The organism is Mesorhizobium sp. WSM4832 (assembly GCF_055811115.1).
Genome location: NZ_JBVVQH010000001.1, coordinates 604,190 through 627,982, shown reverse-complemented (window position 1 = coordinate 627,982; position 23,793 = coordinate 604,190). Strand labels below are relative to the sequence as shown.

Here is a 23,793-nt window from a genome sequence, read left to right as displayed (position 1 = left end):
TTCAACGATGGGGACGGGGGTGGCAGAAGCCGAACGGCATGTCAGGCCTGTCTTGAACCTTTGACTGGAGATTCAAGAAAAATGAACATCAAGAGCCTTCTTCTCGGCTCCGCTGCGGCCCTGGTCGCAGTTTCGGGCGCACACGCCGCCGATGCGGTGACCGTCGCCGAGCCGGAACCGGCCGAATACGTCAAGATCTGCGACGTCTATGGCGCGGGTTACTTCTACATCCCTGGCACCGAGACCTGCCTGCGTGTCGGCGGCTATATCCGCTATGACGCCGGCGTCGGCGATCCCGGCACTTTGGACGGCCGCAAGACGACCGACGTTCAGGACGGCGACTCTCAGAACAGCTGGAACAAGAACGCCCGCTTCGCGCTGAAGACCTGGACCGGTCAGGAAACCGAGCTCGGCACGTTGAAGACCTATACCGAGACGCGTTTCAACTTCAAGAATGGCGGCCCGACGAGCACGCCATCGCTGAACTTCGCCTGGATCCAGCTTGGCGGCCTGCGCGTCGGCAAGGACGAATCGGCCTACGACTCGTTCATCGGCTACGCCGGCAACGTCATCCAGGATACGATCATCCCCTACGGCATCAAGGACACCAATGTCGTCCAGTACTACTTCGACGCCGGCAACGGCCTCTCGGCCGTGATCTCGCTCGAAGAAGGCGCGGACGACAAGGGCGTTTTCGGTACGATCGACAGCTACGTTCCGCATGTCGTCGGCGGCGTGAAGTACAAGCAGGACTGGGGTGCGATCACCGGCGTCGTCGCATATGACAGCGCCTATGAGGAAGTTGCCGGCAAGGTTCGCCTGGACGTCAACGTCTCCAAGGAGTTGTCGCTGTTCATCATGGGCGGCTACGGCACGGACGACAACCTTAGCGACGATGCGGGTAACGTTACCAAGACCCATGGCCGCGGCTTCTACAAGCCCTGGGGCGGCAACTGGGCTGTCTGGGGCGGCGGCACCTACAAGTTCAATGCCAAGACGTCGTTCAATCTCCAGGCCTCGGCTGACGACGATAAGAACTACGCGCTCGCAGCCAACGTCGCCTACACCATCGTTCCGGGCTTCACGATCACGACCGAAGTCGACTGGGATCACTTCGGCCACTTCGACGACGGCACCCCGTTCGGCAACTGGACCAAGGCCGACAAGAAAGACAGCGTGGGCGGCATCGTCCGCTTCCAGCGCAACTTCTGATCGAACGCAAAGATCACAAAAGAAAGGCCCGCGGCATCGCCGCGGGCCTTTTGCCTTGGCTCAAGCAAACGAAACCGTCGCGCCGCTATCTCGTCAATTCCCGGCCGTATAAGCCGCGATCGCCGCCATGTTGACGATGTCTGAGTCCTTGGCGTTGAGCGAGACGATCTGAACCGGCTTGTTCAAGCCGACCAGCAGCGGCCCGATGACGGTCGAGCCGCCGAGTTCCTGCAGCATCTTGGTCGAGATCGAGGCCGAGTGGAATGCCGGCATGATCAGCACATTGGCCGGGCCGGTCAGCCGGATGAACGGGTACTGCGCCATGGCCCGCGGATTCAGCGCCACGTCGGCCGCCATCTCGCCGTCATACTCGAAATCGACGCGGCGCTTGTCGAGGATGCGCACCGCCTCCTGGACGCGTTCCGAGCGTTCGCCCTGCGGATGGCCGAAGGTGGAGTAGGCAAGCATGGCGAGCCTCGGCTCATAACCCATGCGGCGCGCAAAACCGGCCGCTTCCTCGGCGATATCGGCGATCTGCTCGGCGTTCGGCATGTCGTGCACCGCGGTGTCGGCGACGAGCACCGTCTTGCCCCGTGCGAGCACGATCGACACGCCGATGACGCGGTGGCCGGGTTTGGCGTCGATGATGCGGCGCACGTCGTCGAGCGCCGTCGAATAATTGCGGGTGACGCCGGTGACGATGCCGTCGGCATCGCCGAGCGCCACCATGCAGGCGGCAAAATGGTTGCGGTCGTTGTTGATCAGGCGCTGGCAATCGCGGAACAGAAAACCCTTCCGCTGCATCCGTTCGTAGAGATAGTCGGTGTAGATGCCGTTGCGGCGCGACAGCCTGGCATTGATGATTTCGAGGCCCGGCTTGTTCAAGTCGATGCCGGCATTGCGGGCATTGTCTTTGATGACATCGTCGCGGCCGAGCAGGATGGCCGTGCCGAGCTTCTGGTTCACATAGGAGACGGCAGCGCGCATCACCTGTTCCTCCTCGCCCTCGGCGAAGACGATGCGCTTGGGCTGGCGGCGCACGCGGTCGTAGATGCGCTGCAGCGTCGAGGCGATCGGGTCGCGGCGGGCGGACAGCTCCTGCGCGTAGCGGTCGAGATCGAGAATCGGCTTGCGGGCGACGCCGGTTTCCATCGCCGCCTTCGCCACCGCCAGCGGGATCGCCGAGATAAGGCGCGGATCGAACGGCACCGGAATGATGTAGTTGGCGCCGAATTTAGGCCGATTGCCCTGATAGGCGGCGGCGACATCGTCCGGCACGTCCTGGCGCGCCAGCTCGGCCAGCGCCCTGGCGGCGGCGATCTTCATCTCGTCATTGATGGTGGTGGCGCGCACATCCAGCGCGCCTCGGAAGATGTAGGGAAAGCCCAGCACATTGTTGACCTGGTTGGGATAGTCCGAGCGGCCGGTGGCCATGATGGCGTCGGTGCGGATCTCGGCCACTTCCTCCGGCGTGATCTCCGGATCGGGATTGGCCATGGCGAAGATGATCGGGTTCTTCGCCATCGACTGCACCATGGCGGTGGTCAGCGCTCCCTTGGCGGACAGGCCGAGGAAGACGTCGGCGCCGTCCAGTGCTTCGGCGAGGCTGCGCGCCTCGGTCCTGACCGCATGCGCCGATTTCCACTGGTTCATGCCCTCGGTGCGGCCTTGAAAGACCACGCCCTTGGTATCGCACAGGATGATGTTTTCCGGCGCAAAGCCCATCGCCTTCATCAATTCGATGCAGGCGATGCCGGCGGCGCCCGCGCCGTTGCAGACCATCTTTGTAGTCTTCATGTCGCGGCCGGTGATCTCCAGGGCGTTGATCAGGCCGGCGGAGGAGATGATGGCGGTGCCATGCTGGTCGTCATGGAAGACGGGAATATCCATCAGTTCGCGCAGCCGCTGCTCGATGATGAAGCATTCCGGCGCCTTGATGTCCTCGAGATTGATGCCGCCGAAGGAGGGGCCGAGGAAGCGCACGCAGTTGATGAACTCGTCGGCATCCTCGGTATCGACCTCGAGGTCGATGGAATCGACATCGGCAAAGCGCTTGAACAGCACCGCCTTGCCCTCCATGACCGGCTTGGAGGCCAGCGCGCCGAGATTGCCGAGGCCGAGGATGGCGGTGCCGTTGGAGATGACCGCCACCATGTTGCCGCGGACCGTGTAGTCGAAGGCACGGCTAGGGTCCTCGGCAATCGCGCGCACGGGAACGGCGACGCCGGGCGAATAGGCGAGGCTCAGATCGCGCTGCGTCGCCATTGGCTTGGTGGCGACGATCTCCAGCTTGCCTGGCCGTCCCATGGCGTGGAATTCCAACGCCTCCTCAGGACTGACGGAGGGGCCGCTGCTTTCGGTTTTCCTGGCCATGATGCTTTTGATTTCCTCGCCTGTGCGCACCCTTGAGACAGGTGCGTGTTCGTGTGTCTTCGGATTAAGGCTACACGGCAGCGCTGTAAACGGCCAAGCGATCAGGCGCGGTCCGGTTCGCTCACGAGCGCGGCAATTTTCCCGCACGGTGGCCCAGCGCATCAAGCCCTCGGTGCCGGAGAACGGCCACGTCTCCAACGGCCCGTCGCCAGTCTTCCCCTGCTTTTCGCGCCGCCGGCATTAAACCGGGCTGCCACTTCTGCTAGCGTTCGGGCATGAACATGCACATGCCGACAGATACCGACGTCCCGGAGACGACGACCGCGGCGCCTGCCACGGGCGGTGTCACGCCGATGATGGAGCAATTCATCGAGATCAAGGCGGCGAACCCGGATTCGCTTCTGTTCTACCGCATGGGCGATTTCTACGAGCTGTTCTTCGACGACGCGGAGAAGGCAAGCCAGGCGCTGGGCATCGTTTTGACCAAGCGCGGCAAGCATCAGGGCCACGACATCCCGATGTGCGGCGTGCCGGTGCATGCGGCGGACGACTATCTGCAGAAGCTGATCGCGCAAGGCTTTCGCGTCGCCGTCTGCGAACAGATCGAGGACTCGGCCGAAGCCAAGAAACGCGGCTCCAAATCGGTGGTGCGGCGCGACGTGGTGCGGCTGGTCACGCCCGGCACCATCACCGAGGACAAGCTGCTTGCGCCTTCGGAATCGAGTTTCCTGATGGCGCTCGGCCGCGTGAAGGGTGGCGGCGCGGCAACCAGCCAGGCGAGCTTCGCGCTGGCCTGGATCGACATTTCGACCGGCGCGTTCCGCGTTGCCGAGACGAGCGCCGAGCGGCTGCTTGCCGACATCTTCCGCGTCGACCCGCGCGAGCTGATCGTCGCCGAGCCGGTGTTCCACGATCCGGATCTCAGACCGGTCTTCGACGTGCTGGGCCGGGTCGCCAACCCGCAGCCGCCTTCCCTGTTCGATTCGGCTTCGGCCACAAGCCGCATCGCGCGCTTCTTCGAGGTCGCGACACCGGACAGTTTCGGCACGTTTTCGCGCGCCGAGCTGTCGGCGATCTCCGGCACTATTGCCTATGTCGAGAAGACGCAGAAGGCGGAGCGCCCGCCCTTGTCGCGCCCCGAGCGCGAGGAGCAAGGCTCGACGCTGTTCATCGATCCGGCGACGCGCGCCAACCTGGAATTGCTGCGCACTTTGTCCGGCAGCCGCGACGGTTCGCTGTTCAAGGCGATCGACCGCACCGTGACCGGCGGCGGCGCGCGCATGCTCGCCGACCGGCTGATGGCGCCGCTGACAGACCCGGCGGCAATCGCGGCCAGGCTGGATTCGGTATCGTTCTTCCGCTCCGAGACGCGGCTTTGCCAAGGCTTGCGGGCGAGCCTCAAAAGCGTCGCCGACATGCCGAGGGCGCTGTCCAGGCTGGCGCTCAACCGCGGCGGGCCGCGCGATCTGGGCGCGCTGCGCGCCGGCTTCGAGGCGGCAGGCGCGATCGCCGAATTGTTCGCGGCGGCCGCCCTGCCCGCCGATCTCGCCGCCGCGCTTGCCGCGATCAATGCCTTGCCCGAGGCGCTTGCCCGTCACCTCGGCGACGCGCTCGACGACGAGCTGCCGCTGATCAAGCGCGACGGCGGCTTCGTGCGCAGCGGCTATCATGCCGAGCTCGACGAGATGCGGGCACTGCGCGACGAGTCGCGAAAAGTAATCGCCGGGCTGGAGCGCTCGCTGATCGAGGAAACCGGCATCCGCTCGCTGAAGATCCGGCACAACAACGTGCTCGGCTATTACATCGAGGTTACCGCCAACCACCACTCGATCATGACCGGCAGCGACGCCGCCAAGGCGCGCTTCATCCATCGCCAGACCATGGCCAACGCCATGCGCTTCACGACGACCGAGCTGGCGGAGCTGGAATCCAAGATCGCCAACGCCGCCGACAAGGCGCTCGGCATCGAGCTCGCCGCCTTCGACCGGCTCACGGCTGAGGTCGTAAGCGAGGCCGAACGGATCCGTGCCGGCGCCGAGGCGCTTGCGGTTCTCGATGTTTCATCCGCGCTGGCATTGCTTTCCGAAAGCGAGGGCTGGTGCCGGCCGCTGGTGGATTCCAGCCTCGCCTTCGAGATTGCCGGCGGGCGCCACCCTGTGGTCGAACAGGCGCTCAGGCGTTCCGGCGAAGGCCCGTTTGTCGCCAATGATTGCGACCTGTCGCCCGAAGGCGGAGCCAAGGCCGGCGCGATCTGGCTGCTCACCGGCCCCAATATGGGCGGTAAATCGACTTTCCTCAGGCAAAACGCGCTGATCGCCATCCTCGCCCAAACCGGCTCCTTCGTGCCGGCGCAAAGCGCCCATATCGGCGTCGTCGACCGCCTTTTCTCACGCGTCGGCGCCTCGGATGACCTCGCGCGTGGCCGCTCGACCTTCATGGTCGAGATGGTCGAGACGGCGGCGATCCTCAACCAGGCGGGTGAGCGGGCGCTGGTGATCCTCGACGAGATCGGCCGCGGCACCGCCACTTTCGACGGCTTGTCGATCGCCTGGGCGGCGGTCGAATATCTGCATGAGAAGAACCGCTGCCGGGCGATCTTCGCCACCCATTTCCACGAAATGACGGCGCTGGCCGGCAAATTGCCGCGGCTCCACAACGTCACCATGCGAGTCAAGGAATGGGAAAGCGATGTCGTCTTCCTGCACGAGGTCGGCAAGGGTGCGGCCGACCGCTCCTACGGCGTGCAGGTGGCGCGGCTGGCCGGCCTGCCCGAAGCGGTAGTCGCCCGCGCCAAGGAAGTGCTGCACCAGCTGGAGGAAGGCGAGGTTTCCGGCAAGACCAACCGCCTGGTCGACGACCTGCCGCTGTTTTCGGTAGCGGTGAAGCGCGAAGCGCCGAAGCCGGCGAAAAACGATGCGCTGGGCGAAGCGCTGGGCGCCATCAATCCAGACGAGATGACGCCCCGCGAGGCGCTGGAGGCGCTCTACCGGCTGAAGGGACTGGCGGGCCGGTAATCAAAACAATCGGAACATAGGCGTCACCAGCCCTGCCGACTGGAGCCAGCCGAGCAATTCGACCGCCAGTATCGCCACAAGGAAGTAAGAGCCGTCGATGGCGGTCCGCCTCAGCGCCACCGGGTCGAACGTGACGGGAGACTGCCCCAGAACGTCGTCGCGATCGCGCCGTAGACGGGGAAAGAAGGCCGGCACGCTTCGACAATAGCACCAATAGGCCTCGCCAAAGATCGCATCCAGTGCGATCGCTTCGCGCGTCGCGACATAGGAAAAGACCAGATAGGTGAAGGCAAAGAGAAACGCCGAAAGGATCAGCGATCCGAATGTCAGCCCGACGCCAGCCAGTCCAAGGGCCGAGAAGAAATAGAGGGGGTTGCGCGTATAGGCATAGGGGCCGGTTGTGACGAGTTCACGGTTCTTGCGTCCGCCAACATACAGCGTTGCCCAGCAGCGACCGCCGATACAGATGAGGATCAGCACGGCACCGAGAAATTCCAGCATTTCGCGAGAGGTGCTGCCTTGCGGCCACCCGCTTTCCGCAAGCAGGGCCGGCGCCAGGACGAGTGGGGCAACCAGCCAAAGGAAGCGCATCCTTCTGCCCTGTTGAAAAGCCGTCGCGGAAAGCGGCATCGGGAACTTCTCCTGCATTTGCTTCACCGCCTTCAGTCGTTGCGCAGCGCGGCTCCCTTGTCGGTCCAGGCCGGCGGCAATCCCATCCGATCGCCGAGCAAGCCGACCAGTCCGGGCGATTTGCCGAATGCCTTGCAGGCCGGGTATTTGGGCCCGCCGCCGAACATGTCGCGCAGCTCCGCCCTGGTCGGAAGCGACGGCAGCTTGCCGAACGGCGTCTTGCCGGTGACCAGGAGCTTGCTGAAATCGTGGCCGAACTTCGCCGCCAGGTCGTAAGCGTCGCCCTCTCGGGCGACCCGGCCGGAATCCAGCAGGGCGTTCGCGCCACGTCCCCAGATCATGGCCGCCGCCTGCTTGCCGTTGTCACCAATCGCTTCGGCTTCAAGCGACAGGCTGCCCAATCCGACCGGCAGGCGCGGAACCGGAATGTGCATGTCGGGCAACGCGACGGAAACTGCCGTGGACGCGACTTTCGAAACCCCTGCCGCCAGCGCATTCGTCGGCGCCACATGCGTTACCATCGCGTGGACCGTCAGGTCGGCCGGCTCGGTCAGGGCGACCACTTGAAAGCGCCGGCTCAGGCCGGAGCAAAGGGTCCTGTCGACGGCATTCGTGATCAGGCCGCGCTGGGCCGGTGTCAATGTCGATTTTCCGGCGGCAGGCTGCGAAAAGCCCGTCGGAATGATCCGAACCGTTTTTGCCGCAAGCACGTCGTCCTTGCTCACTCGCATTAGTGAGCGGGCCAACAAACCGTCCGACGGTTTCAACTCGTCATAGGATTGCAGTGAGCCTACCTGATCCAGGGGCGCGGACGCGCAACCGACCGCGAGCATGCTCAAGACCAGCACAAATGGCCATATTACGCGGTGGTCCGCGCGGCACGCGCGCGGATCGACCGGGCCACGATCGATGTGGGCCTCGCGACGGGAACGCAAGCGAGCTGCCATGGATGCCTCTGTCCGGATGCGCCCTGCGGGGCGTGTTGGGGGAGCGTCAATAATTGCACTTAGTGCAATAATTTACGGCGCGATTATGGCGAGGCGTGATGACGGGACTTGAATGTGCGCCAAATTTCTTGTCGCATTTGAGGAACGGTCATGGCAGGAGCGCTCCATGAACGACGCGCCAAAACCAGAAGGCCTGCGCGAGCGGAAGCGGCGAGAAACGTCCCACCGCATCGCCGAAGCCGGCCTGAAGGCTTTCCTGGCCAATGGCTACGACGCGACCACGCTTGACCAGATAGCCGCAGCCGCCGGCATCTCGCGCCGCACGTTCTTCCACTATTTCAACAGCAAGGACGAGGTTTTGCTTGCGTCTCTGGGCAATTACGCGAGCATGGTCAAAGCGTTGATCCTTGCCGAGCCACCAACCGGAGCGGCGATCGACATCGCCCGCGGCGCATTGCTCAATCTTGTCGGCAGTGCCCAGGCATCAGAAATGATGGCGACGGCCAAGGTCATGCGGGAAAGCAAGACGCTGCGCTCGCGCAGGCACGCAAGCTACCTGCAGTTCGAGCAAGCCATTTTCGACGGCTTATGCGAGTTGCGGCCGGATCAGGCGCGCGACAGCCTGCGACTGGTCTCCTTGGTGGCGATCGTCGCGTTGCGTCTGGCCGTCGAAACATGGCAGCAGCAAAACGTCAGGCATCCGCTGGCGGGATATGTCCGGGATGCCTTTGAGAAGCTGAAAACCGAGATTCGATAAGTCCAGCCGCCTGAGGCGTCGCAAAGAACGTACGCTGCGTTGACTCATTGTACCGATCGGTACAATGTCGGTTATCGATGATCGAAAACCGACAGGAGATTTCATGAGCCGTCCGCCATTGCCGCCCTTCACGGCCGAGACAGCGGCGCAAAAGGCGCGGCTTGCCGAAGATGCCTGGAACAGCCGCGACCCGGAACGGGTTTCGCATGCCTATACCGAGGACAGCGTCTGGCGCAACCGGGCCGAATTCGTTTCCGGCCGCGGCGAGATCGTCGGCTTCCTCAAGCGCAAATGGGCGCGCGAGCTGGAGTACCGCCTGATCAAGGAAGTGTGGACATGGAACGAAAACCGCATCGCGGTGCGCTTCGCCTATGAATGGCACGACGATAGCGGCCACTGGTTTCGCTCCTATGGCAACGAGAACTGGGAATTCGACGAAGCCGGGCTGATGCGCCGGCGCGTGGCCAGCATCAACGACCTGCCGATCATCGAGAGCGAGCGCAAATATCACTGGCCGCTCGGCCGCCGGCCGGACGACCATCCCGGCCTTTCGGAACTCGGGCTCTAGGGGCGGTGCGGCGCATCGCGCCAGAACGCGCGGACTTGCTGGCGATCGTGGCCGAGGTTTTCCGCGAGCATGGCTATGAGGGCGCCAGCCTGGCCCTGATCGGCGAGGCGACGGGGCTCGGCAAAGGAAGCCTCTATCACTTCTTCCCCGGCGGCAAGGAAGAGATGGCTCGGGCCGTCATTGCCCATATCGATGGCTGGTTCGAGGACAATGTCTTTGCACCCCTGCGCGACAGCCCCGATCCGCGGGCCGGGATCGAGCACATGATCGAGGCGACGGACAGCTACTTCCGCTCTGGGCGGCGCATTTGCCTGATCGGCGCCTTCGCGCTGGACGAATCCCGCGACCTGTTCGCCGGGCAGATAAGGGACTATTTCGGCCGCTGGGTCATGCGTCTCGCCGAAGCGCTGGAGCGATCAGGGCACCGGTCGGGCGAGGCCCGCGAGCTGGCCGAGGAAGCCGTCGCCGCCATCCAGGGCGCGCTCACGCTTGCTCGCGCCGCCGATGACCTCGATGTGTTTTCAAGGGCATTGCGGCGACTGCGGATGCGGCTTGGGCTGCCGGCCAAGATGTAGCCCCGGTTCCTACAGAGGTTCGAAGCGGAAGCCTGTCTCGGTTCGGGAAACCTTGCCGACGCCCGGCGAATCGAGATGCGCTCCGGCGACGCACCAGGCGTTATCCGCTGCAAGCGCCAAAAAGCGCAGCCGGGTTGCCCGCGCCTGGTCCTGGTCGGCGTCGAATTCCCATGCGACCTCCGGCCGCTCGAACTGAAGCGACGGCACATGCACGAGGTCGCCCCAGACCAACAATGTTTCGCCGCCGCACGTGACACGAAAGCATGTGTGACCGATTTCGTGGCCCGGCGCCGCAACCGCCTCGATATTCGCGCTCAGGCGCTGTCCCGGGTCAAAAGGCTGCGCTCGATCATGGAAGCGCCTCAACCTCGCTTCCGACCGGAACATGTCGAGCTCGGCTCGAGGGACAAGCAAGGAGGAGAGCCGCGGGAAACCGTCGCGACCGTCCGGAAGGATGAGTCCGTGGATATGGTCGAGATGCGTGTGGGTGAAAGCGACCGTGCGTATCCGATCGACGGCGATCCGCGCTTCGCTCAGCGCCTGCGGCAGAAAGCCCATCGTCGGGTGCCAAGCGTTCGAGGATCCCGAATCAATCAGCGTGATTTCGTAGCCGTCGTCAACGGCAAAGGCATTGACCGACAATCTGAGTGCGCCGTCGAAGAGCGGTACCTGCGACGGGAGGTCGTCGCCGAAGGGCTTGTCTCCCGGCGGGCGAAGTCGCCGGACCGGCATGTCGACATAGCCATCGCGCAGCGAGGTGACCTTGATGTCGCCGATTTCATAGGTTGTGTGATGAGGTCCGGCTGAAATTCGTTCCAATGCCTACTCTCGGTTCAGTCGCAAATCCGGATCGAGGTTTTCGGTTAGATCATTTCCAGGCCGCGCTTGCGCGTCGGCGGCGGGAAGGCGCGGTCGAGATCGGCAAGGTCTTCCGCCGTCAGAGCGATATCGAGCGCGGCCGCGTTCTGGCGCACGTGCTCCTGGCGGCTGGCCTTCGGGATGGCGATGACGCCATCCTGCGCCATGACCCAGGCAAGCGCGGTCTGCGCCGCCGTGGCGTTGTGCCGGGCGGCGACCGCCTCGAGCCGGGCATTGCGGGCCAGCGCGCCCTGCTCGACCGGCGAATAAGCCATCAGTGGAATGCGGTGCTGCCTGCTCCACGGCGCAAGGTCGAATTCGAGGCCGCGGCGCGACAGATTGTAGAGCACCTGGTTGGTCTGGACGTTGCCGCCACCGGCCAAGCCGACCAGTTCCTCCATCTCGTCGGTGTCGAAATTGCTGACGCCCCAGTGGCGGATCTTGCCTTCGGCCTTCAGCGCCTCGAAAGCCTGCACGGTCTCAGACAGCGGTACGCTGCCCGGCCAATGCAGCAGATAGAGATCGATGCGGTCGGTCGCGAGCCGTCTCAGGCTGTTCTCGCAGGCGCGTTTGACGCCGGCGCGCGAGGCGTTGGAGGGCAGCACCTTGGAGACCAGGAAGGTTTCGTCGCGGCGCCCCGCGATGGCTTCGGCCACCACTTCCTCGGCGTCGCCGCTGGCATACATTTCGGCGGTGTCGATCAGCGGGATGCCGAGGTCGAGGCCCAGCTTCAGCGCCGCGACCTCATCGGCGCGGCGGCGCCGGTCCTCGCCCATCTTCCAGGTGCCTTGGCCCAGCACCGGAACGGCTTCGCCGGACGGCAGCTTCAAGGTTCTCACTGATGACGGCATGGTTTTCTCCGCGTGAAGCCGGATCGCAGCACAGCCCCGGTTGGAAATCCAGACCGAAGGCTCCTCCGGATTTCCGGGAGGGTTACTTCACGGGGTGCTTGGCGAGCCAGTCCTGCATCTGTTTGATCTCGGCTTCCTGGGCCGTGACGACGCCTTCCGCGAGCTTGCGGATTTCCGGGTCCTCGCCGTTGGCGATCACAACCTTGGCCATGTCGATGGCGCCCTGATGATGCGGAATCATGCCGCGGACGAAATCGACATCGGCATTGCCGGTGTATTTGATCATCATCTGCTTGTGCATCTTGTCCATCGCCTTCTTGTAGCCGGCGGCAGCAGGACTCTGCGCGCCCATCGCCATTTTGGACATGTCGTGCTTCATCTCTTCCGATGAGGCCGGCACGCTTTCGAGGAAGACGGCAAGCAGCATTCCGGCGGCCATCAACAGCAGCACGATTTTCTTGGCCAAAGTCATTCAGGGTCTCCTTCTAGTTGGGTTTTATCTGGGGGCTCGGCTCAGAGTTTCAACGTCCTCAGCCGCAAAGCATTGGCGATGACCGACACCGACGACAGGCTCATCGCCGCCGCCGCGAGCATCGGCGACAAAAGCAGGCCGGTGAGCGGATAAAGCACGCCAGCCGCGACCGGCACGCCGAGCACGTTGTAGAGGAAGGCGAAGAACAGGTTCTGGCGGATGTTGCCTATCGTCGCCTGGGCGAGCGTGCGGGCCCTGACGATGCCGTTGAGGTCGCCCTTGACCAGCGTGATGCCGGCGCTTTCGACGGCGACATCGGCGCCGGTGCCCATGGCGATGCCGACATCGGCGCTGGCCAGCGCCGGCGCGTCGTTGACGCCGTCGCCGGCCATCGCGACGGCGGCCCCTTTGCCGCGCAGTTCTTCCACCAGCGCGCTCTTGCCGTCGGGCAGCAGGCCGGCGCGCACCTCGTCGATGCCGAGCCTGCCGGCAATGGCCCTTGCGGTGCGCTCGTTGTCACCTGTTGCCATGATGATGCGCAGGCCCTTGTCGTGCAGCGCCTTGATCGCCTCGGCCGTCGTTGCCTTTACGGGATCGGCGACGGCGACGATGCCGGCGAACCTGCCGTCGACGGCCACGAACATGGCTGTCTTGCCATCGGCCTGCAGCGCCTCGGCATTGGCCGCCGGCGTTTCGACGCCGAGGTCCGCCATCATCGCCGCATTGCCGAGCGCGACCTTCCGGCCCGAAACGGTACCCGAAACGCCCTTGCCGGTGGCCGCCTCGAAATCGACCGCATCGGCCAGCTTCAGGCCACGTCCGGCAGCGCCCTCGACGATCGCCTCGGCCAGCGGATGCTCCGAGCCCTTTTCGAGCGCCGCGGCAAGACCCAGCAGCTCATTCTCATCGATGCCCCCGGCCGCGACGACATCGGTAAGCCGCGGCCTGCCCTCGGTGAGCGTGCCGGTCTTGTCGACGATCAGCGTGTCGACGGAGGCAAAGCGCTCCAGCGCCGCGGCTTCCTTGATCAGAACGCCGGCGAGCGCGCCGCGCCCCGTCGCCGTCATGATCGACATCGGCGTCGCGAGGCCGAGCGCGCAGGGACAGGCGATGATCAACACCGACACCGCCGAGACGATGGCGAAGATCAGGCTCGGCTCGGGACCGAGGGCCGCCCAGGCGATGAAGGCCAGGACGGCGACCAGAACGACGGCCGGAACGAAATAGAAGGACACGCGGTCGGCGAGCCCCTGGATCGGCGCGCGCGAGCGCTGCGCCTTGGCGACCAGCTCGACGATGCGCGACAGCGTGGTCTCGGCGCCGACTTTCTCGGCGCGCATGACCAACGAGCCGTTCTTGTTGAGCGTGCCGCCGGTAAGCGCGTCGCCTTGCGTCTTTTCGACCGGCAGCGGTTCGCCGGTGATCATCGATTCGTCGATCGCCGAGCGTCCCTCCAGCACGATGCCGTCGACCGGCACCGCATCGCCGGGGCGGATGCGCAAGCGATCGCCGGTCTGGACGCTGTCGAGCGGCACGTCCTTCTCGGAGCCGTCGGCGCCGATCAGCCGCGCTGTCTTCGGCGCAAGGTCGAGCAAGGCGCGAATGGCCGAGCCGGTGCGCTCACGGGCGCGCAGCTCCAGCACCTGGCCGAGGAAGACCAGGGCAACGATGACGGCGGCGGCCTCGAAATAGACAGGCACCGTGCCGTCATGGCCGCGGAACTGATGCGGGAAGACATCCGGAAACAGGGCCGCGACGAGGCTGAAGAGGTAGGCGGCACCGACGCCCAGCGAAATCAGCGTCCACATATTGGGGCTGCGGTTGAGGATCGATTCCCAGCCGCGATGGAAGAACGGAAACGCCGCCCACAGCACCACCGGGCTTGCCAGCGCCAGCTCTATCCACGTCTTCGTCCGGCCGTCGATGAGGCTTTCGAAGCTGAAGCCCAGCATCGGCGCCATGGCGATGACCAGGAGCGGCACGGAGAGCGCCGCGCTGACCCAGAACCGGCGCGTGAAATCGACGAGCTCGGGGTTAGGGCCTTCGTCGCCTGTCGGGACGCCCATCGGCTCCAGCGCCATGCCGCAGATCGGACAGGAACCGGGCTTGTCGCGGATGATCTCGGGATGCATCGGGCAGGTGTATTGCGTGCCCTTCGGCATCGGCTGCGGCTCGGGCCGGCCGGCAAGGTATTTTGCCGGCTCCGCCTCGAACTTGGCCTTGCAGCCGGCGGAGCAGAAATAGAAACCCTGCCCTTCATGGCGCAGAAAGTGCCTGGCGCTCGCCCGATCGACGCTCATGCCGCAGACGGGATCCGCGGCGGAAAGATACGCTTCCGGCCCGGCCACAAATTTCGTGCGGCAGCGATCGCTGCAGAAATGGAACGTTCGGCCGCCATGCTCGGCCGTTGGCTTGCCGGCCGCCGGATCGACCGTCATGCCGCAGACAGGATCGCGAATCACCGCTTCGGCGGCGGGCGCGGCATCCTTGGCGGAGCAGCAGGCTCCGCCGTGCGCATGATGGTGATGATGGTCGGAATGGGTCATGGCCAGGCCTCTAAATTTCGAACTTGAGGCGGAGGTAGTCCTTCCAGTAACTGGAAGGTCAAGGGGTGGTTTGGATTTTTGGAGCTTTCGCCTTTCGGCTGCGCATGGCATCCATCGCCGGCCGTTGGAACGCGGCCACCAGCCCCATACACAGCGCGCGGAAAACGCGCTATAGACGCCGCCGAATGGCAAAGATCTCCCTCAAACTCGACGAAATCATCGATGGCGACGCGCTGCGCCGCGACTTGACAGCGCTGACGGCGGCGAGCGCGGGCGACGGCTCCAGCAAGGCCGCGCGCACCGCCGTCCTACAGCTGCTCAAGGGCAGGATGGCGGATGGCCGGACGACCGCCGAAACCATGCTCAGGCAGGATGGCGGCGGCAATGCCTGCGCCGAGCGGCTCTCGCATCTGATGGATGAGCTGATCCAGGCGCTCTATGATTTCGCCGCCACCCATGTCTACCGCGTCAAGAACCGTTCGACCGCCGAGCGCATGGCGGTCGTGGCGGTCGGCGGCTACGGCCGCGGCACGCTGGCGCCGGGCTCCGACATCGATCTGCTGTTCCTGCTGCCCTACAAGCAGACCCCATGGGGCGAGCAGATCGTCGAATACATGCTCTACATGCTGTGGGACATGGGGCTGAAGGTCGGCCACGCGACCCGCAACATCGAGGAGTGCCTCAGGCTGTCGCGCAGCGACATCACCATCCGCACGTCGATCCTCGAGGCGCGCTTCCTGTGGGGAGAGCACAAGCTCTATGACGAGCTGCTCACCCGCTTCGACCATGAGGTAGTGCGCACGACCGGGCCCGAATATGTGCAGGCAAAGCTTGCCGAGCGCGACGATCGTCACGCCAAGGCAGGCGAAAGCCGCTATCTGGTCGAACCCAACGTCAAGGACGGCAAGGGCGGCCTGCGCGACCTGCAGACGTTGTTCTGGATCGGCAAATATTTCTATCGGGTGCGCACCGGTGAGGAGCTGGTCGAAAAGGGCGTCTTCACCGAGGCCGAGTACCGCGAATTCCATAAGGCCGAGGACTTCCTGTGGGCAGTGCGCTGCCACATGCATTTCCTCACCGGCAAGGCGGAAGAGCGGCTGCACTTCGACATCCAGCGCGAGATCGCCGAGCGGCTGGGCTATACGACGCATCCCGGCCTGTCGGCCGTCGAGCGCTTCATGAAGCACTATTTCCTCGTCGCCAAGGATGTCGGCGACCTCACCCGCATCTTCTGCGCGGCGCTCGAGGAAGAGCAAGCCAAGCATGTGCCGGGCTTCAACCGCATCTTCCTCACTTTCTCGCGGCGCAAGCGCAAGCTTGCCGGCACTTCCGATTTCATCGTCGACAATCACCGCATCAACATCGCCGACGACAGCGTGTTCGAGCGTGATCCGGTCAATCTGCTTAGGCTCTTCTGGTTCGCCGACAAGCACGGGCTGGAGTTCCATCCCGACGCGCTGAAGCTGCTCACCCGTTCGCTCGGCCTGGTCAACAAGTCGCTCCGGCGCGACGAGGAAGCCAACCGTCTGTTCCTCGACATATTGACCTCGGACCGCAATGCCGAGCTGAACCTGAGACGCATGAACGAGGCCGGGCTGCTCGGCCGGCTGATCCCCGACTTCGGCAAGATCGTCGCCATGATGCAGTTCTCGATGTACCACCACTATACGGTGGACGAGCATTTGATCCGCTGCATCGGCGTGCTGGCCGAGATCGAGCGCGGCGACGGCGAAAAAGTGCATCCGCTGGCGCATACGCTGATGCCGGGGCTGAAGAAGAGCCGCGAGGCGCTCTATGTGGCGGTGCTGCTGCACGATATCGCCAAGGGCCGGCCGGAAGACCATTCGGAGGCTGGCGCACGCATTGCCCGGCGCATCTGTCCGCATATGGGGCTGTCGGCGGCCGACACCGAGACGGTTGCCTGGCTGGTCGAGAACCATCTCGTGATGTCGATGACGGCGCAGACGCGCGACCTCAACGACCGCAAGACGATCGAGGATTTTGCCTCGATCGTGCAGTCGGTCGAGCGGCTGAAGCTGCTTTTGGTCCTCACCGTCTGCGACATCAGGGGGGTCGGACCCGGCGTGTGGAACGGCTGGAAGGGACAGTTGCTGCGCACGCTCTATTTCGAGACCGAACTGCTGCTCACCGGCGGTTTCTCCGAAGTCTCGCGCGCCGAGCGTACGGCTGCTGCGCGCGAACGGCTGGCCGAGGCGCTCTCGGCCTGGCCGACCAAGGAGCGCAAGCGTTATGTCGCGCAGCATTACGAGAATTACCTTTTGACGGTCGACCTGTCCGACCAGCTTCGCCATGCCGAATTCATCCGCGAGGCGGATGCGGCGGGCAAGAAGCTCGCCACCATGGTCAAGACGCATGAGTTCGAGGCGGTGACCGAGATCACCGTGCTGGCGCCGGACCATCCGCGCCTGCTTTCGATCATTGCAGGCGCTTGCGCTGGGGCCGGCGGCAACATCGTCGACGCGCAGATCTTCACCACCTCGGACGGGCGGGCGCTGGACTCCATCCTGATCTCCAGGGAATTCGACCTCGACGAGGACGAGCGGCGCCGTGCCGAGCGGGTTGGCCGGCTGATCGAGGATGTGCTCTCCGGCAAAAGCTGGCTGCCCGAGATGATCGAGAAGCGCACCAAGCCGAAGCGCGGGTCGAAGGTGTTCAAAATCCAGCCGCGCGCCGAAATCCGCAACACGCTGTCGAACCGCTTTTCGGTGGTCGAGGTCGAGGGCCTGGACCGGCCGGGGCTGCTCTCCGAGATCACCGGAACGCTGTCCGACCTTTCGCTCGACATCGCATCGGCGCACATCACGACCTTCGGCGAGAAGGTCATCGACACGTTCTACGTCACCGACCTCACCGGCCAGAAGATCGACAGCCCGACGCGCACCGCCACCATCCACAAGCGGCTGATCGACACGCTGGAAGGCAGTTCGACCGAGCGCAACGGCAAGTCCAAGGCGGCGGCCGAGTGACCATCCATTTGACGCAATTTCCCTGGCAATCGTCCCCGGCATGAGCCTGGTCAAGAAATTCGCCACCGTCGCTTCCGGCACGCTGATGAGCCGCGCGCTGGGTTTCGGCCGCGAGATGCTGATGGCCGCGGCCCTCGGCACCGGGCCTGTGGCCGACGCGTTCAACGCCGCCTTCCAGTTCCCCAACACCTTCCGCCGGCTGTTTGCCGAAGGCGCCTTCAACGCCGCGTTCGTGCCGCTGTTCGCCAAGGAGATCGAGCAGCACGGCAACGAGGGCGCCAAGCGCTTCTCGGAGGAGGTGTTCGGCGTGCTGTTCTCGGCGCTGCTGGCATTGACCATCGCGATGGAATTGGCGATGCCGCTGATCGTGCGCTACCTGGTGGCGCCGGGCTTCGCCGACATTCCCGGCAAGTTCGAGACGACCGTCCGGCTGGCGACGATCATGTTCCCGTACCTGATCTGCATGTCGCTCGGCGCCATGATGGCGGGCATGTTGAATTCGCTGCGCCGCTATTTCGCCGCGGCGATCGCGCCCGCCTTCCTCAACATCATCCTGATCAGCGTGCTCGGCTATGCCTGGTACCATGGGCTCGACGCGCATGATGTCGGCTTCGGCCTGTCCTGGGGCGTGCTGGCGGCCGGCATCGTGCAACTCGCAATCGTCTGGATCGCGGTGCGCAATGCCGGTATCTCGATCGGCTTCCGCCGGCCGAAGATGACGCCCAATGTCAAGCGGCTCCTGATCCTGGCGTTGCCGGCGGCGATCACCGGCGGCATCACCCAGATCAACCAGCTGATCGGCACGGCGATCGCCTCGGCGCAGAATAGCGCCGTGTCGTCGCTCGCCTATGCCGATCGCATCTACCAGCTGCCGCTCGGCGTCGTCGGCGTGGCGGTGGCGATCGTGCTGTTGCCGGAACTGTCGCGGGCGCTGAAGTCGGGCAACCTGGTCGAGGCCGCCAACCTGCAGAACCGCTCGGTCGAGTTCACCTTGTTCATGACACTGCCGGCAGCGGCGGCGCTTTGGGTGATGTCGGAGCCGATCGTGCGGCTGGTCTATGAACGCGGCGCCTTCGCCACCAACCATTCGACGCCGACGGTGGCGGCAATCCTGGCGATCTTCGGCCTCGGCCTGCCGGCCTTCGTGCTGATCAAGGCGTTCACGCCGGGCTATTTCGCGCGCGAGGACACGCGCACGCCGATGATCTTCGCCGCCATCTCGGTCGGCGTGAACGTCGCCACGGCGCTGAGCCTGTTTCCGTCGATGGGCGCTCCGGGCATCGCGGTCGCTTCGGCCGTCGCCGGTTGGGTCAACGCGCTGATGCTGCTCGCCATGCTGATCAGGCGCGGCCATTGGGGCCGAGACATCCCGTTGCTGAAGCGTATTCCCAGGCTGGTGCTGTCTGCGGTGGTGATGGCGACGGCGCTCTATTTCGCCGAGCATTATTTCGCCGCAAGGATCGGGCCGGGCTCGCCGCTGGTCGTCAAGGCGACGACGGTGCTCGGCCTCGTCGCCGGCGGGGCGCTGCTCTACTTCATCACCGCCTTCGGCACCGGCGGCGCCGATTTCGGCATGCTCCGGCGCAACGTCAGGCGCGGATCGGGTAAGAGCGCGGCTGCGCCGAAACCCACCCTCGACGAATAGTCCGCCTAACATCCGCCCTATCGTCGCCACTTGCTCCCGCCCTCCGCTTCGTCCATAAGCGCGCCGTCGAAAGACTTTCGCCGCGCGCGAAACGGCCCTCCACAAGCCATGAGGAAACAATGTCCGCCTTCAAGCCACTCGTCTTTTCGGGCGTCCAGCCGACCGGCAATCTGCATCTCGGCAACTATCTCGGCGCCATCAAGAAATTCGTCGCCCTTCAGGAACAGTCCGACTGCATCTACTGCGTCGTCGACCTGCATTCGCTGACGGCGCAGCTCGTGCACCAGGATCTCGGCGACCAGACGCGGTCGATCACCGCGGCGTTCCTGGCCTCCGGCATCGACCCGAAGAAGCACATCGTCTTCAACCAGTCGCGGGTCATGCAGCATGCCGAGCTTGCATGGATCTTCAACTGCGTGGCGCGCATCGGCTGGATGTACCGGATGACGCAGTTCAAGGACAAGGCCGGCAAGGACCGCGAGAACGCCTCGCTTGGCCTGCTCGCCTATCCAAGCCTGATGGCCGCCGACATCCTGCTCTACCGCGCCACCCATGTGCCGGTGGGCGAGGACCAGAAGCAGCATCTGGAACTGACCCGCGACATCGCCCAGAAATTCAACAACGACTTCTCCGAGAAGATCGCCGCGCTCGGCGTCGGCATCGAGATGCAGATAGGCGAGGAGACGGTGAACGGCTATTTACCGATCACCGAACCGGTCATCGGCGGTCCGGCGGCGCGCATCATGAGCCTGCGCGACGGCTCGAAGAAGATGTCGAAGTCCGACCCCTCCGACCTGTCGCGCATCAACCTGACCGACGATGCCGACACCATCTCCAAGAAGATCCGCAAGGCCAAGACCGATCCGGAGGCCTTGCCGAGCGAAGTCGATGGGCTGGAGAGCCGGCCCGAGGCGGAAAACCTCGTCGGCATCTATGCCGGCCTCGCGGAGATCTCGAAGGAAGACGTGCTGAAGGAATATGGCGGCCAGCAGTTTTCCGTGTTCAAGCCGGCGCTCGCCGATCTTGCCGTGGAGAAGCTGGCGCCGATCGCTGCCGAGATGCGCCGCATCGAGGGCGACCGCGCCTATGTCGACGCCGTGCTCAAGGATGGCGGCGACCGCGCCCGCGCCATTGCCGAGGGCACGATGAAGACGGTGCGCGACATTATCGGCTTGCTGCAGGACTGATCGGTCCTGCCTCGTTGAACTTCCATGCCATGCCGGCCGGCGGCTTGCCGCCGGTTCGCGGCAGTGGCAGATTGCGGCCGAAACCATACAGAGCAGATAAACATGGTCTCCAAACGCCTTAGCCGCGAAGCCGGCCATCGCAGGAAATTCCTGACGATCATCGATGACACGCCGGAGTGCGAGCGCGCCGTCGCCTACGCTTCAAAGCGGGCGCAGAGCACCAGCGGGGTGCTGGTGCTGCTCTATGTCATCGTGCCGGACGATTTCCAGCACTGGCTCGGCGTGGAAAAGATCATGCGCGAGGAAGCCAACGCGACGGCGCGCGCGGCGTTGGACGGCTATGCGAACAAAGTGCGCCAGAAGCTCGGCATCGAACCGGAGATGGTGGTGCGCGAAGGCAAACCCACCGAAGAGATCCACAAGCTGATCGAGGACGACCAGGACATTGCCATTCTGGTGCTGGCGGCCGGCGCCGGCAAGGAGGGCCCGGGACCGCTGGTCAGCGCGGTTGCCGGCCGGGGTGCTGCTTTCCCCATTCCGGTCACGGTGGTGCCGCAGAATCTTTCGGATGAGGAAATCGACAGCCTCGCCTGACTTGCGAAGTCTCCCCGAAATCCGGCAGGCGCATCCCGCCGGGCGGCGCCCCTGGGTTATTTCGGCATGACCGCTCAACCATGCGACATGGCGACATGGCCCCTTGGCCCTCGCTTGCGGTGCACCATTTGGAATCGTCACGAGGGCGACAGTTCCAAATGGAGCGCTGATGGCCGAATCAAACCGGGAGACGAACCGGAACGGCACGTCGAGGCCGCAAGACAGAGCGGCCGAACCCGCCGCGACGCCACCTCTCCGGCAGCGTGCGCGAATCCAGCAGGAAGCCCGGCAGCCGCCCCCTGCAAAACCAGGGCGCAGGCACCGTGTGCTCGCCAAGCGCCATCCGGCGATGGTCGAAAGCATCGCGGGCGCGGTAACCGTCAAGAGCCTCGATCTCTACTATGTCGTCGCCTCCGGCGGGCAGATCCCTTTGAAAGGCGAGCACGGCTTCGGACTTTATTTCCACGACTGCCGCTTCCTCGGTGGCTATCGGATGGCGCTGGCCGGGCAGGCGCCGATCGTGCTGGCCTCGACCGCGCAAAAGGGCTACGCGGCGCTTTTTGAACTGACCAATCCCGAACTGCATTTCGATGGCGAATCGATCCCCAAGGATGAGCTCGGCATCCGCTGGGAACGCATCCTGGACGCAGGGCAAACATGCGTGCGCGAGGTCCTGACCATCCAGAATTTCGGTCACACGGCGCATGGCTTTCCGCTGACCTTGCAATTCCGTGCCGGTTTCGAAGACATCTTCGACGTGCGTGGCCTGGTACGGCAGGACCTCGGCAGGGCCGAGCGGCCCACATGGCGAGACGGCAGGCTGCATTTTGTCTATCACGGCGCCGACCGGCTGCGCAGGACAGCGACGATCGCCTTCTCGCCTCAACCCGATGCCATGCACGAGACCATGGCAGAGTTCCGGATCGATGTGCCGGCAGGCGAAGCGCGGACCATCGCGGTCATCATCGAGCTGAGGGAAGTTTCCGAAGAGGCCGAAGCCAATCATTTGAACCAGCGACCGGCAATCATCCTCGACAACCTTGCGGAGAACCTCCAGGCAGGCTCGCAAGAATGGCTGGAGCGGCACACGAAGTTCGAAAGCGACAGCCTGCCGCTCAACGGCATCATGGAGCGCTCGCTGCGCGATCTGGCGATGCTCAGATCCGATTGGGCCAATAGAGAGTATTTTGCCGCCGGCGTGCCGTGGTTCGTCGCCCTGTTCGGGCGCGACAGCCTGATCGTCGCGCTGGAAATGCTGGCCTTCCAGCCTGAGATAGCCGCCCAGACGCTGCGTCTTCTCGCCAGCTATCAGGGAACCCGGACGGACCGATGGCGGGAGGAGCAGCCCGGCAAGATCCCGCACGAGCTGCGCGTCGGCGAGCTCGCCCGCGCGGGCGATGTCCCGCATGCCAGGTTCTACGGCACGGTGGACGCGACCCCGCTCTTCCTGCTGCTTCTGGGCCGCCATGCGGCGTGGACGGGCGATCTCGGGCTCTTTCGTGAGTTGCGGGAGCCTGTGGAAAGAGCCTTGCGCTGGATCGCCAGGGCCGGAGACAAGCACGGCGAGGGCTATCTCAAATATCGGAGCACGGCGGAGAGCGGCCTCATCAATCAGGGCTGGAAGGACTCGGCCGATGCGATCGTCAGGGCCGACGGCAGCCTCGCCAAGCCGCCGATCGCGCTCGTCGAGGTGCAAGGCTATGTCTTTGCCGCCAAGCATGCCATCGCCGAGCTTTACGAGCGCACGGGGGACCGCAATCGCGCCAAGCAGCTTCGCCAAGAAGCCGAGAGGCTTCGGGCACGCTTCAACCGCGATTTCTGGTGCGAGGACCATGGCGCCTTTGCCCTCGCGCTCGAAGCGCGGGGCCGGCAGGTCGCGGTCGTTTCCTCGAACCCCGGACATGCGCTGTGGTGCGGTATCGCGGACCGGGACAAGGGCCGCCGGTCGGTGGCGCGGCTGATGCAGGACGACATGTTCAATGGCTGGGGCGTGCGCACGCTCGCCACCTCGGAGCGGCGCTACAATCCCGTCGGCTACCACCTTGGGACCGTCTGGCCGCACGACAATGCTCTCGTGGCCGCCGGCTGCCGGGAATATGGCGAGGACGACGCGGCGTTGCGCATTTTCACCGGGATCGCCGAGGCTGCCATGCACTTTCGCCATCACAGGCTGCCCGAAGCGATGGCGGGCTTTCCGCGCGCGGATTTCCAGACGCCGGTACATTATCCGGTGGCCTGTCACCCGCAGGCCTGGGCGGCCGGGGCAGCGCCGTTCCTGCTGACGGCCTGCCTTGGCCTGGAACCCGACGGTTTCGCGAACAAGCTGCGGATCGTGCGGCCGCGAATGCCCGGTTTTGTGAACCGTATCGAGCTTCGCGGGTTGCGTGTCGGCAAGGGCAGCGCCGACCTCGAATTCAGGCGAACGGACGATGGCGCCGAGGTCGATATCCTGCAGACGAGTGGACAACTGAGCGTCGAAGTTGGAGGATGAGGACTGCCACGGTTCGGACAACCCGCCATGGCAAATACATTCCGCCAGCCAGCCATTTTGGGCGACGCGTTTCGCTTGAATGTCCA

The 23,793-nt window shown here is 64.6% G+C and carries 17 protein-coding genes; 10 read left to right on the top strand and 7 right to left on the bottom strand.

The window, feature by feature from the left end:
• Positions 1-81: 81 nt before the first annotated feature.
• The gene (locus tag AC0L2L_RS02965) at positions 82-1,212 is read left to right on the top strand and encodes a porin (RefSeq protein ID WP_473576042.1); all 1,131 of its coding nucleotides are present in this window, start codon (positions 82-84) and stop codon (positions 1,210-1,212) included.
• Positions 1,213-1,305: 93 nt separating this feature from the next.
• Here the strand turns inward: AC0L2L_RS02965 and AC0L2L_RS02960 are convergent, their stop codons facing one another.
• Positions 1,306-3,585: an NADP-dependent malic enzyme gene (locus AC0L2L_RS02960; RefSeq protein WP_473576041.1), complete on the bottom strand. Its 2,280-nt coding sequence runs from the start codon at positions 3,583-3,585 to the stop codon at positions 1,306-1,308.
• A 275-nt stretch (positions 3,586-3,860) separates the two neighbouring features.
• On the opposite strand from AC0L2L_RS02960, the gene mutS reads away from it, so the two are divergent.
• Complete coding sequence (gene mutS, locus AC0L2L_RS02955) at positions 3,861-6,599, top strand: DNA mismatch repair protein MutS (RefSeq protein WP_473576039.1); 2,739 nt, start codon at positions 3,861-3,863, stop codon at positions 6,597-6,599.
• Here mutS and AC0L2L_RS02950 read toward each other — a convergent pair whose 3' ends face one another.
• Complete coding sequence (locus AC0L2L_RS02950) at positions 6,600-7,229, bottom strand: methyltransferase family protein (RefSeq protein WP_473576037.1); 630 nt, start codon at positions 7,227-7,229, stop codon at positions 6,600-6,602. It abuts the gene before it with no gap.
• Positions 7,230-7,261: 32 nt separating this feature from the next.
• Entirely contained in the window at positions 7,262-8,176 is a 915-nt protein-coding gene (locus AC0L2L_RS02945) for a DUF3313 domain-containing protein (RefSeq protein ID WP_473576035.1), read from the bottom strand.
• A 166-nt stretch (positions 8,177-8,342) separates the two neighbouring features.
• Here AC0L2L_RS02945 and AC0L2L_RS02940 point away from each other — a divergent pair, with 166 nt between their 5' ends.
• From AC0L2L_RS02940 to AC0L2L_RS02930, 3 genes are all read left to right on the top strand, one after another.
• Positions 8,343-8,933: a TetR/AcrR family transcriptional regulator gene (locus tag AC0L2L_RS02940; RefSeq protein ID WP_473576034.1), complete on the top strand. Its 591-nt coding sequence runs from the start codon at positions 8,343-8,345 to the stop codon at positions 8,931-8,933.
• A gap of 103 nt (positions 8,934-9,036) precedes the next feature.
• A complete protein-coding gene (locus AC0L2L_RS02935) occupies positions 9,037-9,501 on the top strand; it encodes a nuclear transport factor 2 family protein (protein WP_473576033.1) in 465 nt (154 codons plus the stop codon).
• 5 nt (positions 9,502-9,506) lie between these two features.
• Positions 9,507-10,076 (top strand): TetR/AcrR family transcriptional regulator, encoded by a 570-nt coding sequence (locus tag AC0L2L_RS02930; RefSeq protein ID WP_473576031.1) that lies wholly within the window; start codon positions 9,507-9,509, stop codon positions 10,074-10,076.
• A gap of 9 nt (positions 10,077-10,085) precedes the next feature.
• Here the strand turns inward: AC0L2L_RS02930 and AC0L2L_RS02925 are convergent, their stop codons facing one another.
• The 4 genes from AC0L2L_RS02925 to AC0L2L_RS02910 form a co-directional block, all read right to left on the bottom strand.
• Positions 10,086-10,895, bottom strand: coding sequence for an MBL fold metallo-hydrolase (locus tag AC0L2L_RS02925; protein ID WP_473576030.1), 810 nt, complete (start codon positions 10,893-10,895; stop codon positions 10,086-10,088).
• A 44-nt stretch (positions 10,896-10,939) separates the two neighbouring features.
• A complete protein-coding gene (locus AC0L2L_RS02920; RefSeq protein WP_473576029.1) occupies positions 10,940-11,785 on the bottom strand; it encodes an aldo/keto reductase in 846 nt (281 codons plus the stop codon).
• An 82-nt stretch (positions 11,786-11,867) separates the two neighbouring features.
• A complete protein-coding gene (gene copM, locus AC0L2L_RS02915) occupies positions 11,868-12,257 on the bottom strand; it encodes a CopM family metallochaperone (RefSeq protein WP_473576028.1) in 390 nt (129 codons plus the stop codon).
• 41 nt (positions 12,258-12,298) lie between these two features.
• The gene (locus AC0L2L_RS02910) at positions 12,299-14,803 is read right to left on the bottom strand and encodes a heavy metal translocating P-type ATPase (protein ID WP_473576026.1); all 2,505 of its coding nucleotides are present in this window, start codon (positions 14,801-14,803) and stop codon (positions 12,299-12,301) included.
• A gap of 185 nt (positions 14,804-14,988) precedes the next feature.
• Here AC0L2L_RS02910 and AC0L2L_RS02905 point away from each other — a divergent pair, with 185 nt between their 5' ends.
• From AC0L2L_RS02905 to AC0L2L_RS02885, 5 genes are all read left to right on the top strand, one after another.
• Positions 14,989-17,790: a [protein-PII] uridylyltransferase gene (locus AC0L2L_RS02905; protein ID WP_473576025.1), complete on the top strand. Its 2,802-nt coding sequence runs from the start codon at positions 14,989-14,991 to the stop codon at positions 17,788-17,790.
• 40 nt (positions 17,791-17,830) lie between these two features.
• Positions 17,831-19,435: a murein biosynthesis integral membrane protein MurJ gene (gene murJ, locus AC0L2L_RS02900; RefSeq protein ID WP_473576023.1), complete on the top strand. Its 1,605-nt coding sequence runs from the start codon at positions 17,831-17,833 to the stop codon at positions 19,433-19,435.
• 119 nt (positions 19,436-19,554) lie between these two features.
• Positions 19,555-20,622, top strand: a complete 1,068-nt coding sequence (gene trpS / locus AC0L2L_RS02895) for a tryptophan--tRNA ligase (RefSeq protein ID WP_473576021.1) — start codon at positions 19,555-19,557, stop codon at positions 20,620-20,622.
• 102 nt (positions 20,623-20,724) lie between these two features.
• Complete coding sequence (locus tag AC0L2L_RS02890; RefSeq protein WP_027166068.1) at positions 20,725-21,216, top strand: universal stress protein; 492 nt, start codon at positions 20,725-20,727, stop codon at positions 21,214-21,216.
• A gap of 325 nt (positions 21,217-21,541) precedes the next feature.
• On the top strand, positions 21,542-23,707 hold the full coding sequence (locus tag AC0L2L_RS02885) for an amylo-alpha-1,6-glucosidase (protein ID WP_473576020.1): 2,166 nt from the start codon (positions 21,542-21,544) through the stop codon (positions 23,705-23,707).
• The last annotated feature ends 86 nt before the right edge of the window (positions 23,708-23,793 follow it).

Coding starts and splice junctions, on each gene's coding strand:
- copM (WP_473576028.1), bottom strand. CDS start 12,257: ATGACTTTGGCCAAGAAAATCGTGCTGCTGTTGATGGCCGCCGGAATG.
- AC0L2L_RS02910 (WP_473576026.1), bottom strand. CDS start 14,803: ATGACCCATTCCGACCATCATCACCATCATGCGCACGGCGGAGCCTGC.
- AC0L2L_RS02950 (WP_473576037.1), bottom strand. CDS start 7,229: ATGCCGCTTTCCGCGACGGCTTTTCAACAGGGCAGAAGGATGCGCTTC.
- AC0L2L_RS02935 (WP_473576033.1), top strand. CDS start 9,037: ATGAGCCGTCCGCCATTGCCGCCCTTCACGGCCGAGACAGCGGCGCAA.
- trpS (WP_473576021.1), top strand. CDS start 19,555: ATGTCCGCCTTCAAGCCACTCGTCTTTTCGGGCGTCCAGCCGACCGGC.
- AC0L2L_RS02920 (WP_473576029.1), bottom strand. CDS start 11,785: ATGCCGTCATCAGTGAGAACCTTGAAGCTGCCGTCCGGCGAAGCCGTT.
- AC0L2L_RS02940 (WP_473576034.1), top strand. CDS start 8,343: ATGAACGACGCGCCAAAACCAGAAGGCCTGCGCGAGCGGAAGCGGCGA.
- AC0L2L_RS02960 (WP_473576041.1), bottom strand. CDS start 3,585: ATGGCCAGGAAAACCGAAAGCAGCGGCCCCTCCGTCAGTCCTGAGGAG.
- mutS (WP_473576039.1), top strand. CDS start 3,861: ATGAACATGCACATGCCGACAGATACCGACGTCCCGGAGACGACGACC.
- AC0L2L_RS02965 (WP_473576042.1), top strand. CDS start 82: ATGAACATCAAGAGCCTTCTTCTCGGCTCCGCTGCGGCCCTGGTCGCA.
- AC0L2L_RS02890 (WP_027166068.1), top strand. CDS start 20,725: ATGGTCTCCAAACGCCTTAGCCGCGAAGCCGGCCATCGCAGGAAATTC.
- murJ (WP_473576023.1), top strand. CDS start 17,831: ATGAGCCTGGTCAAGAAATTCGCCACCGTCGCTTCCGGCACGCTGATG.
- AC0L2L_RS02945 (WP_473576035.1), bottom strand. CDS start 8,176: ATGGCAGCTCGCTTGCGTTCCCGTCGCGAGGCCCACATCGATCGTGGC.
- AC0L2L_RS02905 (WP_473576025.1), top strand. CDS start 14,989: ATGGCAAAGATCTCCCTCAAACTCGACGAAATCATCGATGGCGACGCG.